This is a genomic window from Microbispora sp. CL1-1, assembly GCF_012034195.1.
Taxonomy (GTDB): Bacteria; Actinomycetota; Actinomycetes; order Streptosporangiales; family Streptosporangiaceae; genus Microbispora.
The window spans coordinates 32,415-45,709 of record NZ_JAATEK010000054.1 but is presented as its reverse complement, the minus strand read 5'-3'; the positions used below and the strand labels follow the sequence as shown (position 1 = coordinate 45,709).

10 protein-coding genes and 1 pseudogene are annotated in these 13,295 nt (G+C 67.9%); 3 read left to right on the top strand and 8 right to left on the bottom strand.

The features are described from left to right. Positions 1-600 (bottom strand): transposase (locus HCK04_RS36480; protein ID WP_185949104.1); only part of this gene is annotated, 600 nt, incomplete at its 3' end. Between the two features lie 110 nt (positions 601-710). On the opposite strand from HCK04_RS36480, the gene HCK04_RS36475 reads away from it, so the two are divergent. After that, positions 711-953, top strand: a complete 243-nt coding sequence (locus tag HCK04_RS36475; RefSeq protein WP_142651902.1) for a hypothetical protein — start codon at positions 711-713, stop codon at positions 951-953. Positions 954-1,162: 209 nt separating this feature from the next. On the opposite strand, the gene HCK04_RS36470 is transcribed toward HCK04_RS36475, so the two are convergent. Beyond that, positions 1,163-2,470 (bottom strand): IS256 family transposase, encoded by a 1,308-nt coding sequence (locus tag HCK04_RS36470; protein ID WP_142651901.1) that lies wholly within the window; start codon positions 2,468-2,470, stop codon positions 1,163-1,165. Between the two features lie 182 nt (positions 2,471-2,652). Here HCK04_RS36470 and HCK04_RS43935 point away from each other — a divergent pair, with 182 nt between their 5' ends. Then, positions 2,653-2,787: a hypothetical protein gene (locus HCK04_RS43935; protein WP_260617533.1), complete on the top strand. Its 135-nt coding sequence runs from the start codon at positions 2,653-2,655 to the stop codon at positions 2,785-2,787. Positions 2,788-3,006: 219 nt separating this feature from the next. Here HCK04_RS43935 and HCK04_RS36465 read toward each other — a convergent pair whose 3' ends face one another. The 6 genes and pseudogenes from HCK04_RS36465 to HCK04_RS36445 form a co-directional block, all read right to left on the bottom strand. Continuing rightward, complete coding sequence (locus tag HCK04_RS36465; RefSeq protein WP_142651900.1) at positions 3,007-4,311, bottom strand: C40 family peptidase; 1,305 nt, start codon at positions 4,309-4,311, stop codon at positions 3,007-3,009. Next, positions 4,308-5,138 carry a replication-relaxation family protein gene (locus HCK04_RS36460; RefSeq protein WP_142651899.1) on the bottom strand — a complete coding sequence of 277 codons (831 nt, stop codon included), beginning with the start codon at positions 5,136-5,138 and terminating at the stop codon, positions 4,308-4,310. The genes HCK04_RS36465 and HCK04_RS36460 overlap by 4 nt, the downstream gene beginning before the upstream one ends. Next, positions 5,135-6,502, bottom strand: a complete 1,368-nt coding sequence (locus tag HCK04_RS36455; protein WP_142651898.1) for a type IV secretion system DNA-binding domain-containing protein — start codon at positions 6,500-6,502, stop codon at positions 5,135-5,137. The genes HCK04_RS36460 and HCK04_RS36455 overlap by 4 nt, the downstream gene beginning before the upstream one ends. A gap of 955 nt (positions 6,503-7,457) precedes the next feature. Next, positions 7,458-7,568, bottom strand: a pseudogene (locus tag HCK04_RS43145) (IS630 family transposase); the annotation flags it as partial. 6 nt (positions 7,569-7,574) lie between these two features. Next, on the bottom strand, positions 7,575-8,510 hold the full coding sequence (locus tag HCK04_RS36450; protein ID WP_142651897.1) for a hypothetical protein: 936 nt from the start codon (positions 8,508-8,510) through the stop codon (positions 7,575-7,577). Next, positions 8,507-8,917: a hypothetical protein gene (locus HCK04_RS36445; protein WP_142651896.1), complete on the bottom strand. Its 411-nt coding sequence runs from the start codon at positions 8,915-8,917 to the stop codon at positions 8,507-8,509. The genes HCK04_RS36450 and HCK04_RS36445 overlap by 4 nt, the downstream gene beginning before the upstream one ends. A 433-nt stretch (positions 8,918-9,350) precedes the next feature. Here HCK04_RS36445 and HCK04_RS36440 point away from each other — a divergent pair, with 433 nt between their 5' ends. After that, complete coding sequence (locus HCK04_RS36440) at positions 9,351-13,082, top strand: CHAT domain-containing protein (RefSeq protein ID WP_168066549.1); 3,732 nt, start codon at positions 9,351-9,353, stop codon at positions 13,080-13,082. Positions 13,083-13,295 lie beyond the last annotated feature (213 nt).

The following is a 13,295-nucleotide window of genomic DNA, read 5'->3' as shown; positions in this document are numbered from 1 at the left end:
TGCGATGAGTTCCTTGCGGCCGTTGGCGTTGACCGCGGTGGCGACCAGGGCGTGCACGTTGACCGTCCGCCCGCCCTCGCGGACCTTCTGGGTGAGGGCGTCCAGCCACACGAAGGTGTACGGGCCGCCGTCCAACGCCCGGGTGCGGAAGGCCTCCACCTGCTCATCGAGCACCTTGGCCATGGCCGAGACCTGGCTTTTGGAGATGCCGCCGATCCCCAGTTGCTCGACCAGTTTGTCCACCCGCCGCGTCGACACACCCAGCAGATACGAGGTGGCCACGACGCTGATCAGGGCTTGTTCGGCCCGCCGGCGGCGTTCCAGCAGCCAGTCGGGGAAGTAGGAGCCCTGCCGCAGCTTGGGTATCTCGAGCTCGACGGTGCCGGCGCGGGTGTCCCACTCGCGCTTGCGGTAGCCGTTGCGGGAGTTGGTCCGTTCGCTGCTGCGCTCTCCGTAGGAGGCACCGCACAGGTTGTCGGCTTCGGCTGACATCAACGCCTGGGCCATGGTCTTCACCATGGATCGCAACAGATCCGGATCCTGCGCCTGGATCTGCTCCGCCAGCCAGGCGGCAGGGTCCACACTGTCGTTCACGGCCATCGCCTTTGTTCTCCTTCGATCTTGACTTCGCAATCACGAAGGATCACGCGATGGCCGTCCTCATTTCACGACGCCACGCCTCTACCAGTGGAAACTCTTACACCACTCCCGTGGACGCAACCGACAACAAGTTCAGGCGCTTCCTAGAAGAGCACCACCTGAGCTATGTGGTGGCGGTGCCCAAGAGCCAACGGATCGGCGCAGGACGGGGCGGACGGATCCGAGTCGGTACCGCGACCGCCCAGGCTCCGCTCGAGGCGTGGAAGCGCTGTTCCTGTGGCGACGGCACCAAAGGTATGTGCCTGTATGACTGGGCACTCGCCACGGTGATCTTTGAGGCAGAGCCCGGCTAACAGCGGTGGCTACTCGTCCGGCACAGCCTCACCCCCAACGCCAAGGGCGGGCTTGAGCTGGCCTACTACCTGTGTGCACCAGTCGGCACCACATTGGAGGATCTCATCGCCGTCGCCGGCTCCCGCTGGGCGATCGAGGAGTGTTTCCAGTCCGCCAAGAACGGAGAGGATGTCCCGACGTTCGTGGAACTTGATCGGCGGTCCCGCGGTCAGGCGACGTTCTCGTTGTAGCAGTTTGAGGTCGGGTTCTGGGCTGCGACGTGCCGGTCAAGCGCGCTGCGGAGTGTGGGCAGGTGCAGGAAGCCGTTGACGCGGCGGAACTGCTTGGTGGCTTCGGTCATGCCGGCCGCGCACCAGCGCAGCGCCATCTGCCCGTCCTTCCAGTTCTTGACGTTGGCGGCGTGGTCGCGGCAGATGGAGATCATCGATTCGATGGGGTTGGTCGAGCGCAGCGAGCGTGCGAGTGTCGGTGGCACGTCCAGCCGCAGGATGGTCAGCGTCTCGTCCATTCCCTCTCGCAGCGAGGCCGCGGCTCCGGGATACTTCTTGTCCAGTTCAGCGGCCAGCGTGGTCAGCTTGGCTTCGGCGGCGAGCGGGGTATCGGCGTGGTAGGCGTCGCGCATCCGCTTCTCGGCCACAGCGCGTAGCTTCTCAGGGAGCTTGTCCCGGACATTCCTGATCTTGTGGAGCTGACAGCGCTGAATCACCGGGTGGTCGAACACATCCAGTACCGCCCGGCGCAGCGCTTTGGAGCCGTCGAGCACGACCAGGATCGGGCGGGTGACGTTCAGGCCGCGCTCACGCAGGCCGACGATCAACTCGCGGGCCAGGGTGGCGTTCTCGGTGGAGCCCTCCACCAACGCAAGAGGGTGCTTGGTGCCGTCGATGCCGATCCCCAGCGCCACGATGCAGGTGTGCTCGCCGAAGTGCACCCCGTCCAGCATGAGGGCGGCCAGATCCAGCCCGGACAGATCGGCCGACATCAACTCCGCCAGGGCGCGCTCGGTGGCGGCGACGAAGCGTCGCGAGATCGCCGACTTGGACGTGCCGGTGGAGGAGCGCTCGACGGCGCCGCCGACCGGCTCAAGCCCGAGCCGGTAGCGGCGGGTGGAGAGCTTGCCGAGCATCTTGCCGAGCGCCATCTCATTGAGGATCTCAGTGGAGGAGAACAGTTCATAGGCCGGGATGGCGACCTCGCCTGCGCCGTCTGCGGTGCGCACCCGGGGGCGGCGGATCGGCAGCCTGCGGCCGCCCAGCACCACCGATCCGGCGTCGCTGCCATGCCGGACCGCGAGGCGGTCGGGGTTGTGCTTGCCCCGGGGACCGCACAGCGCGGTGACGTCTTCCTCCAGCATCGCGAACATCACGGCCAGGCCGGACTGCACAGCCAGCGCGAGCAGGCCGTCCTTCATCGAGGCGGCGATCTGCTCCATGGCCACGCTCACGGTATGCGGAACGGCCACGTCTTCGGCGGCTTGCTGGGCGCGTCGGCGGTTGTTCTGGTAGGTCTTGCTCACGGTCCCCGTCTCCTTACTCGGAGTGATTTGGCGATTGCTCGAGACCTACCACCAGGTAGGGCCCGAGGCGGGGACCGCCACTTCAAGTTCTACGAGCTACGGGACAACCTCAGAACGGAACCGGCCTGGACCACTACCAAATCCGGCGTTATGACGCCCGGCACCGCCACATCACCTTGGCGATGCTCGCCCGCGACGGACCGGCCCGCCGGTATGAGCCGAAACGGCTGACGCTGCGCCTGTTCGCCGTCGCCGCCCGCCTGGTCCGCGGCGGAGGACGACTACGCCTGCGCATCACCGCATCTGAAGCCGGGTGACGGCGGCGAGCAGTTGGCCGGCCCAGGGCCAGGAGGCGTTCCCGGCACCGACCTGGCCGGCACAAAGCCGCCCCTACAATCCAGGAAGGACACCCCTACGGGCCCGTGGAACCCCGCCCACCCGGCGCGACAGCCGGGCCACTAGGCTGACCACGACCGCGATTTCACACTCCAGCCGAACCGCTCAGCCAGCCACCAGATGGGCGCGAAAGATCGAGGCTAGGACGAGAAGTTCAAATCAAATCGCCCTCTTAAAGACGGTCGTACGGCCCCGGCGTAGTCGCTTCGGGACATCGGTGCGATTTGCACATGGCTGCCGGTATGTGGGGCATGGACCATCTTCCCCTCGCCTATGTAGAGGCCCACGTGGTGAATCGTGCTGGGATCGCGGGGGTTGTAGGCGAAGAAGACCAGGTCGCCCGGCTGGAGCTGAGAGCGGTCGACGTGCTTGCCCGAGTGCCACTGGGGGCCGGTGGAGGAACCGATGCTGACTCCTGCCTTGCTCCATGCGTACTCGGTGAGGCCGCTGCAGTCGAAGCCTTTGGTCCTGGCGCCCCGGCCGGTGCCGAAGCTCGGCCCGCCGGGTCCGCCGCCACCCCAGGAGTAAGGCACGCCGATCATGGCTAGCGCGGCTCTGACCGCGATCGCACCACGCCCAGCGGGGCCCTCGATCAGCGCGTTTCCGTCAGAGGTCGTCTCGTCGGCAGGGTTGTTCGCCCGGAGTTTCAGTTCCTCGCAGAGCTGGCCCGCGACCGTGGTCAAGATGTCGTCGGCGCGCTTCCTGATCTCGTCAGGGTCGAGTTGCTCGCCTGACTTCTGGCTGGCCAGGTCCGCCGCGATGCTGGCCACGAGCTCGTCACGTGGAACGCCGAGCCCGGCTGCGGTTTGAATACGGACCCGCATGTCGTCGCTCGTGACCGTGTCCACGGCCGCTCGCCCGGACGATCTGCCCTTCCACAGCAGGGCGACCAGCGCTTTGGCGAGCGGTTCGTGTTTGGCGTAGGCGTCGCGTAGGTCCTCGCGAGGGCGCTGGACGAGCGCTGCCGCCTGGGTGAGCGGCATGTGCTCCCAGCCGGGGATCTCGACCAGGCGCGTGTAGAAGAAGCGAGCCGCGTGGGAGGGGTCGGTGACCTGCTGCTTGGTCCCCCAGCCTTGGGATGGCTGCTGCTGGAACAGCCCGTACGAGCCGTTGCCGGTCCTTAAATTGGTAAGGCTGCTTTCCTGAATCGCGGTGCTTAGGGCGATCTCGGCTGCTCGCTTGGGAAGCCCCAGCTTGGCAGCGACGTTCACGATCTGTCGGGCGTTCGCGATCTGCTGGGAGGAGAGCCCGAAGCGGGAAGCGGGCACCCGCCGTATCGCGCCAGGTGGGGCGGCATAGGCGCAGATCGCGGCTCGGAGCTTGGCCGTGTCGCCGGCGGTGAAGGCGTACTTGGCTCCGCCGCCGATGGCGGCGATGACGACGACGCCGCATACCAGGCAACCGCCGGCCGCGATGAGTTTGCCGACCCCGAGCTCTGCGATCAAGCGCGCCTCTGCTGGCCGAAGTGGCGCGCGAGTTCGGCGAGGCGCAGCCGCCCGTCCGTACGATTGCCCGGAAGCCAGACGGCGTCGTGCGGTTCCTGGCCCTCGGTGGCGGTCGCGACGGGTACCGGCACGAGAGCGCCTCGGAGTCGCAGCCGGTCATGCAGGTTGGCTTCACGCCGCGCGCCACTGGTCAGGAACAGCACCGGGGTGTTGATGCCGCTGGCGGCGGCCAGCGAGGCGTACCCGCTGAGCTTCGCGGCGACGCGATCGAGGGTTTCGGTGCCGGTGTCGTATTCGAGGAAGAAGTCCAGGGTGAGGCCGTTGTCGGTCCATCGGCCGTAGGCGTCGGGCCGTACGTGCTTGCCCCACATGGCTTTGCACTGGGTCTCGGTCCACCAGGTGTCCAGGCGGCAGTCGCCGGCGCGTCGGGCGTGGCCGGACAGGGCGGCGAAGACGCCGTTCACGCCGATGGTGTGCGCGAGCCGCTGGCCGTACGCGATGGACAGGGCCTGGCCGCGCCGGTATCCGAACTCCGACAGGGTGACGCCGTCTTCCAGGGCCAGTACGGCGGCGCCGGCCTCTCCCAGGACGTAGTGCCAGGGTGCGGAGCCGAGAGGGGGCCGCGGGCGGAAGCGGTCGAGCGCGCCGAGACGGTTCAGCTTGACCAGGCGGTGGCGGCCGGTGTGGTCGTTGTCGAACGCCGCCTGGAGGAGCTGGTGGGTGGTCAGGACCTCGTGGGTCCAGACCATGCGGAGCAGGCGCCGGTCGTGGCTCGTGAGCCGTATGACGAGCGAGTTGAGGACGCGAGGCGTGTAGTGCTGGTTCATTCGTCTCCTTTTGGTTGGGTGCGGGGGTCTCCTTCTGGAAGGGGGTCGCCGGCCGCGGGGTGCCGTCCGTGGGCGCGGGCAGCGGCGAGCCGTATGCGTGCGGCGAGGTCGGGGTCGGGTTCGGGCAGGGGCCGGGTGCGCAGGGTGAAGGGCGGGGTTTCCGCGGAGCGCACCACGAGCCGGGCGGCGGCCTGGAAGGCGCCGAGGTTGGCCAGGTCGTGCCGGGTCAGGTAGGGGCTGAAGTGGTGCTCGACTTCGCGGGCGTCCTCGGGTGAGAGCGAGAAGTAGATCTTGTTGCGGGCGTCGGAGCTGATGGCCTGGCACAGGTCGCGGGGGAGTTGGGCCAGGTGCTGGTGGGCGAGGACCATCGACAGCCGGTAGGCGCGGGCTTCGGCGAGCATGTCCGCCAGCGCGTGCGGGAGGTTCAGGAAGTTCTGCGTCTCGTCCACGTACAAGGCGGAGGGCGAGCGGCTGCGGCCGAGCCGGGCGCGGTGAGAGGCGGCCTGCCAGACCTGGGCCAGCAGAAGGGAGCCGAGCAGCCGGGCGGTGTCGTCGCCGAGGACGCCCTTGGGGAGGCGGGCGAGCAGGATCTTGCCGTCCAGCACGTCGCCGACGTCGAAGGTGGACTGTGCTGAGCCGAGGATGTCGCGGACGAACGGGCGGAGCAGGAACGCCCGCAGCTTGTTCATGATGGGCGCGGTGACGTGTGCCTGGGCCTGCTCGGACAGGTGCTCGTACCAGTTCCAGAACCCGAGCAGGAAGGGGTCGTCGAGCCGTTCGGTGAGGTCTTTTCGGTAGAGGGGATCGGTGAGCAGGGCCGGGATGTCGGCGAGGGTTCCGCCGTTGCGGGACAGGGTGAGGGCGCAGCCGCGCAGGATGTCGTCGCTGCGCGGGCCCCAGGAGTCGGCGTAGATCTTGTGGAAGATACCGACGAGGTTGTCCGCGAGGGTTTCCCTGTCCGGGCCGCTCAGCACGTTGAGCGCCGGCCGGGGATGACGGTCGTCCGGGTCGATCAAAGCGATGCGCTCGCCCGCTTCTTCGGGAATGAGGCCGAGCAGGTCGGTGACCAGGTCACCCTTGGCGTCGACGACGGCGACGCCATGACCGGCCTCGATGTCGGACAGGATCATCTGGGCCAGAAGCGTGCTTTTGCCGGTGCCGTTCGGGCCGAGGACGTGCACGTGGTGGAAGGAGTCGGCCACGCGCAGCGCGACCGGCCGCACGTGCCCGGCGTCGCAGAAGCCGAGCACCTTGCCCCTCGCGGCGACCTGCGGCGCGGGCGGCACCGACCTGGCCCCGGCACGGCTCAGACCCGGTACGGCGGCGTCCAAGGGAAGGTGCGCCAGGGCGGCGATTTCGGGCACCGTGCCGTACGGCGCGCTCGCCCGCGCACCGGGCTGCCTGGCACAGTCGGGCGCGTACGGCCGTGGTGTCCAGGTCCAGGCGGCGTAGGGCCCGCAGGTAGCCGGCCAGGACCTCGGAGTCCACGTCGGCCGCGTCCCCGTAGGGAAGGCCCCGGGTGAGCATCGCGGCGATCATGCGCAGGGCAGGCATCGCCATGCCGACGGCGGCGACCGTCCACGCTCCCTTACGCACCCGTGCTCGCGTGACCAGCTCCCGCCAGACGGCGTCACGCGTCTCGTCGCTGACATGCCGGCTGGTGAGCAGCATCCGCAGCTCCGCGAGGTTCACCTCGCCTCTGGGGAGGGCGGGAGCGAACGCGGTGCAGTCCAAGGACAGGGCACCCGGCCCTGTCGTCAGCAGCCGGAACGAGGTCTCCGCGGTGTCCAGCGGGGAACCGGTGACGGGATCGGTGCTCATTTTCTTGCTCCAGTCCGAGAGGAATTCGTTGGTCTCGGAAACTGGTCTACGCACCGCCTCATAATTTGCTCAGAGTTCCGCTTCAGATTTCCCGCATAATCTGCCGTCCGTGATCTCTGAGCTGCTCAGGGCGCATACAGCCCGCCTCAGATTTCGCTCGGAATCAGGTCTGAGGGGGCACTCAGAGAGGTATTTGATCTTGCTTTTATTCTGGTCATACACCCTCTGACCCGCTCAGCGGGCTGGCGGCGTACGAATCCGGATAAACCTGTTCCGAAAGCACGATGGAAAGCAGGAATGAGAATCAGATAATCTTCAGCAGCGTGAGGCTCAGATCAGTCCAGAGCGTCCGGAGAACCGCCAGTTGCTGCTTTGACGAGATGTCCTGATGTAGTCCCAGGCGTACACCGTCGTACTATCCCGACGCCGTCACTCGGCAGCAACAAAACCGGACGTCTTCCGCCCAGCTACGCTCACGGTCAGCAACAACCGGCCCTGGTTGATCCACGAGGGCCCGGTGGGGGCGAAGTGCATGTGGAACCGCGGATGGCGCTTCAGCCACGCCTTGATCGCCGCAGTCTAGTGAGTGCCGTAGTTGTCGTGGACCTCGGCGTCTCAGCTAGTGGGACGGTAGGTCTCCGGGTCTTTCCTCAGAATGGTGGTGATCTTCAGTCCGATCTCCGGTGCCAGTGGGCCATCGGCAGGGACTGGGATGCCGAGTTGAGTAGCCAGGTCTCGGCCGTACAGGTCGACGGTGGCTTCGATCAGGTCGGCAAGAGCGGCGGTGGCGGTTCGGGCGCGGATCCAGGCGGTGAGGATGATTACAGCGGCGATCAGCAGCGCCGGCCACCACCAAGGAGCCAAGAGCAGGTAGAGGAGAGCCCATCCGGCCAGGCGGGCCGCCGCGGCCATCGCGTCGCGGGCAGCGGCCAGCTCGGTGCGGGCGACATCAGGAACCGTCAGCCACAGCCGCGGCCAGGCGCTGGTCAGATCCAGGTCGTAGGCGGTCAGCAGGCGCTGGTCGACCGCGCGCAGCCGGTCGCCGATCCAGGTCGGCCGTTGCGGGACGTCCAGGCTGATCGCCGCGCGCTTGGTGATGGCTCTGACGAGTTCGGCCGCGGGCGGGCCGGCGACGGGATCGGCGTGGGCGCGGACGGCGGCTTTGGTCTGCTGGTGGACACGATCATCGGCCTTTTTCCAGCGTTTCTGCCGGTTTCCGGTGAGCAGACGGGCGGGCCACCGGCGCCCTTCGATCACCCATGCGCGTTCGATCAGGCGGCCCAGTGCGGCCGCGGCCAATCCACTCGCGGCAGCTGCTGCCAGGACGGCGGTGGCTGCCAGCGCTATGACGGCGGTGCTGGCGGTGGCCGGTCGGGTCGCTAGCCGATCGATGGCGTTCCGTAGGGCCTCCACGTCGAAGGCGTGTGTGCCGCTTTGATGGAGGGTGAGCGCGGCAGCCAGGTAGGTCAGATAGATCAGTCCGGGAAGGACCAACAGGGTTAGCCACCGTTCGGCCAGTTTCTTGCCCAGTTCGTCCAAAAACCCGGTCACGACGCCACGCGTACCAGCGCGAGTTGGTGTCTGGTTGCCGCGCACATCGGCGGCTGCCGGGTGCCGGCGACGGGTTCAACGCGGCTGCATCGCCTGTGGGCTGGACAGACCCACGCCTGCACTACTGGATGCCCTGCGCCGGAGCCATCGAGCGGCTGGTAGACGCGCTCAGGCTGGGTCACCGCGCCGAACCCGCATTCGGCCATCGCCCCGTCCAGAGCGTCCAGATCCCGGACCAAGGCCGGATCGTCATACTCACTGTCACCCAGAGCCGCCAAGATCCGCGTTAATATCTCCCCCGCGCCGGCCTGGTCGGCGCACGCTTCCAACTCCCCATCGCCGAGTAGCGTGCACACTCGCTCAATTCGCTCGGCTATCTCCGACACGGGCTCGCGCGCCTTCCGCATGTCGCACCGCTCCTTATTGGCATATGAGTTGCGGCCCGGAGGTTTTGTGGTCGACTTAGTGTAGATCGGCGAATCTGTTATCAACCAGGCCTTTGCCGCGGAGCTGACCGTCGCACAACAGTGAGGTGGGCATCGCGGTGGCAGCACCTAGGGCTGACTTGGGACTTCGGACAGGGAGCACACCTGTTGGAACGGGTGCGCGCCATCGCATGAACGTTGGAGAGGCCCCCGGATGCGAGAACGTCTACTGGCCGCCATCGGTCACCGTCTCCAAAGACTGCAGGCCATTGGCGGCCCTACCCGATGGAGCCGGCAGGGCTTCAAGCTGGCTACCCGCTACGAGCGCACCGGCGATCTCAGCCTCCTCAATAACGCGGTGCGCCTGTTCCGCCGGTCTCTTGACATCACTCCGCCTGGCCACCCCAACCGCAGCATGTATCTGTCCGACCTCGGGGCCGCTCTGCACACCCTGTTCGAGCGGACCGGCGAGCTGGATGTGCTGACCGAGGCGGTGCAAGCCGGACGGGACGCTGTCACGGCCACCCCGTCCGGCCACCCCAACCGCGCCCTGTATCTGTCCAACCTCGGAAACGCCCTGCACACCCTCTCCGAACAGACCGGGGAGCGGGACGCGCTGAGCGAGGCGGTGCAAGCCGGACGGGAGGCCGTCATCGCCACCCCGTCCGGCCACCCCAACCGCGCCATGTATCTGTCCAACCTCGGGGTCGCTCTGCGAACCCTGTTCGAGTGGAGCGGGGAGCTGGATGTGCTGAGCGAGGCGGTGCAAGCCGGACGTGAAGCTGTCACCGCTACCCCGTCCGGCCACCCCAACCGCGCCATTTATCTGTCCAACCTCGGAAACGCCCTGCGAACCCTGTCCGAACAGGCCGGCGACCTGGACACGCTGGCCGAGGCGGTGCAAGCCGGACGGGACGCTGTCACGGCCACTCCGTCCGGCCACCCCAACCGCGCCATTTATCTGTCCAACCTCGGGGCCGCTCTGCGAACCCTGTTCGAGTGGAGCGGGGAGCTGGATGTGCTGAGCGAGGCGGTGCAAGCCGGACGGGAGGCCGTCATCGCCACCCCGTCCGGCCACCCCAACCGCGCCAGGTATCTGTCCAACCTCGGGGCCGCTCTGCGAACCCTGTTCGAGTGGAGCGGGGAGCTGGGTGTGCTGACCGAGGCGGTGCAAGCCGGACGTGAAGCTGTCACGGCCACTCCGTCCGGCCATCCCGACCGCGCCAAGTGTCTGTCCGACCTCGGGATCGCCCTGCACACGCTGTTCGAGCGGACCGGGGAGCTGGATGTGCTGACCGAGGCGGTGCAAGCCGGACGGGACGCTGTCACCGCTACCCCGCCCGGCCATCCCGACCGCGTCAGGTGTCTGTCCAACCTCGGGGGTTTCCTGCGAACACTGTTCGAACAGACCAGCGAGCTGGATGCATTGGCTGAGGCGGTGCAAACCCGAAGGGACGCCGTCACCGCCACCCCGCCCGACCACCCCGACCGCGCCATTTATCTGTCCAACCTCGGAAACGCCCTGTACACCCTGTTCGAGTGGAGCGGGGAGCTGGACGTGCTGACCGAGGCGGTGCAAGCCGGACGTGACGCCGTCACCGCTACCCCGCCCGGCCACCCCAACCGCGCCAGGTATCTGTCCAACCTCGGGGCCGCTCTGCGAACCCTGTTCGAGTGGACCGGGGAGCTGGATGTGCTGACCGAGGCGGTGCAAGCCGGACGTGAAGCTGTCACCGCCACCCCGCCCGGCCATCCCGACCGCGTCAGGTGTCTGTTCAGTCTCGGAAACGCCCTGCACACGCTGTTCGAACAGACCGGCGAGCTGGACGCGTTGACCGAGGCGGTGCAAACCCGACGGGACGCTGTCACCGCCACCCCGCCTGGCCACCCCACCCGCGCCAAGTGTCTGTCCAACCTCGGGATCGCCCTGCACACGCTGTTCGAGCGGACCCGGGAGCTGGATGTGCTGACCGAGGCGGTGCAAGCCGGACGGGACGCTGTCACCGCCACCCCGCCTGGCCACCCCACCCGCGCCATGAATCTGTCCAACCTCGGGATCGCCCTGCACGCCCTGTTCGAACAGACCGGCGAGCTGGACGCGCTGACCGAGGCGGTGCAAACCGGACGGGAGGCCGTCACCGCCACTCCGTCCGGCCACCCCAACCGCGCCCTGTATCTGTCCAACCTCGGAAACGCCCTGCACACCCTCTCCGAACAGACCGGCGAGCTGGATGTGCTGACCGAGGCGGTGCAAGCCGGACGGGAGGCCGTCACCGCCACTCCGTCCGGCCACCCCAACCGCGCCATGTATCTGTCCAAACTCGGGGCCGCCCTGCACACCCTGTCCGAACAGACCGGCGACCTGGACGCGCTGGCCGAGGCACGGGGGAGATGGGCCGAGGCGGCAACGTCAACCACGGGGCCCATTAACGTGCGGCTCGGTGCCAACCGAGGGCTGGGGCAGACAGCCATGACGGCGGGTGACAACGAGGCGGCGCTGACCGCCTACCAGGACGCGATCGCGCTGTTATCGCAAATCGCACCACGTCACCTGGCCCGCCCCGACCGCGAACACGGTCTCGGCGAAGCCGCCGGGCTGGCCGCTGAAGCGGCATCGGCTGCCATCTCCGCGGGCCGGCCCGAACGCGCGGTGGAACTATTGGAACAAGCACGTGGAGTGCTGCTGGCCGAGGTCATGGAGACCCGTGGCGACCTCAGCACCCTGCAGGCCCTTGCACCCGCACTGGCGGCGCAGTTCACCCAGTTGCGCGATGCCCTGGATGCCGCCGAACACACCAGCCTGGACCCACTGGTCGCAGACCTGCCACCCGCCGAGCCCGGCCCATCGCCCCACCCTGGCCACCAGACTTCACAGCAGGTCGACGCAGCCCAGGCAGCCGCGCGGCGGCTCGCCGAGCGGCGCCATCAACTGGCCGTGCAGTGGGAGGACCTGCTGACGCGCATCCGCCGGTTGCCTGGCCTGGAGGGGTTCCTGCTGCCGCCACCGATTGAGGACCTGCGACGCCATGCCGCCGAAGGGGCGGTGGTGCTGGTGAACGTCAGCCGATACCGCAGTGATGCGCTGATCCTCACCAGCGAGGCCGACCACCCCGTACGGGTTGTCCCGCTTCGCGACCTCACCTGGGACGACGTGATCGACGAGCTCAACCGCTTTCGGGCCGCTATCGACGCCGCCACCGGCCGGTCCCTTGCCAAGCGGCCAGGTGGCCACCTGCAGATGCACACGATCCTGGCCTGGTTATGGGACCGCATCACCGCACCGGTCCTGGCCGAGCTCGGTCACGCAGGTCCACCCCGGCCCGGGCAGGCCTGGCCGCGACTTTGGTGGTGCCCCATCGGCGAGACGGCGTTCCTGCCGTTGCACGCCGCCGGCCACCACACCGACACCGACACTGCCGACAGGGCTCCGCGCACCGTGCTGGACCGTGTCGTCTCCTCCTACACCCCCACCATCCGCGCCCTGGGCTACGCCCGCCACAACCGAGACACCACCCCCGCCGAACCGGCATCCCCCCAAACCGCTCCAACAGCCGTGATCGTCGCCATGCCCAAGACCTCTGACGCTCCACCGCTGTCAGGCGCTCTCGCCGAAGCCCAACGCCTGGCCGACCTACTGCCCGGCTCCCTCACTCTTACCGGCCCGGAGGCCACCCGTGACGCGGTGCTGACCGCCCTGCCCGAGCATCGCATCGCCCACTTGGCCTGCCACGGGCTCAGCGACTGGGACGACCCCGCCGCCAGCATGCTGTTGCTGAACGATTACGCCACCCACCCGCTCACCGTCGTGGCCATCTCCCGGCTCCGCCTCACCGGCGCGAGCCTGGCATACCTGTCCGCCTGCAGCACCACCTCCGGCAACCAGCGCCTGGCCGACCAAGCCGTGCACATCACCGCTGCCTTTCAGCTCGCCGGCTACCAACACGTCATCGGCACCCTGTGGCCCGTCAACGAGGCCGCCGCCGTCCGCATCGCCAACGACGTCTATGTTCACCTCACCGAGCGGGGAACGACCACGCCACGCACCGGGCAAACCGCGGGTGCGCTGCATTACGCCATCCGCCGGCTCCGCGATGACTTCACCGCCAGCCCCAGCATGTGGGCGGCCCACATCCACGCCGGGATCTGACGGCAACAGACGGCGTTGCGCCCGTTCCCTCTCTCAAGCCGCAGACCGTCGCGGATGCGGGGCCCTCCTCAGCCGGTTCCCTGGGGCCGAGGGGCCGACTACGCCGGAGTGGCGAGGGGCGGCCCCCTCCATTGACACGAGTGTCATTACTTCCGGCTGAGCACTTCAGAATTTACTCATATTCGAGTCAGAGTTCTGCTTCAGGATTTTCGC

Bases quoted from the DNA above. Each gene is read 5' to 3' on its own strand.
- HCK04_RS43935 (WP_260617533.1), top strand. From the start codon at position 2,653: ATGCTCGCCCGCGACGGACCGGCCCGCCGGTATGAGCCGAAACGGCTG.
- HCK04_RS36460 (WP_142651899.1), bottom strand. From the start codon at position 5,138: ATGAACCAGCACTACACGCCTCGCGTCCTCAACTCGCTCGTCATACGG.
- HCK04_RS36445 (WP_142651896.1), bottom strand. From the start codon at position 8,917: ATGCGGAAGGCGCGCGAGCCCGTGTCGGAGATAGCCGAGCGAATTGAG.
- HCK04_RS36440 (WP_168066549.1), top strand. From the start codon at position 9,351: ATGTATCTGTCCGACCTCGGGGCCGCTCTGCACACCCTGTTCGAGCGG.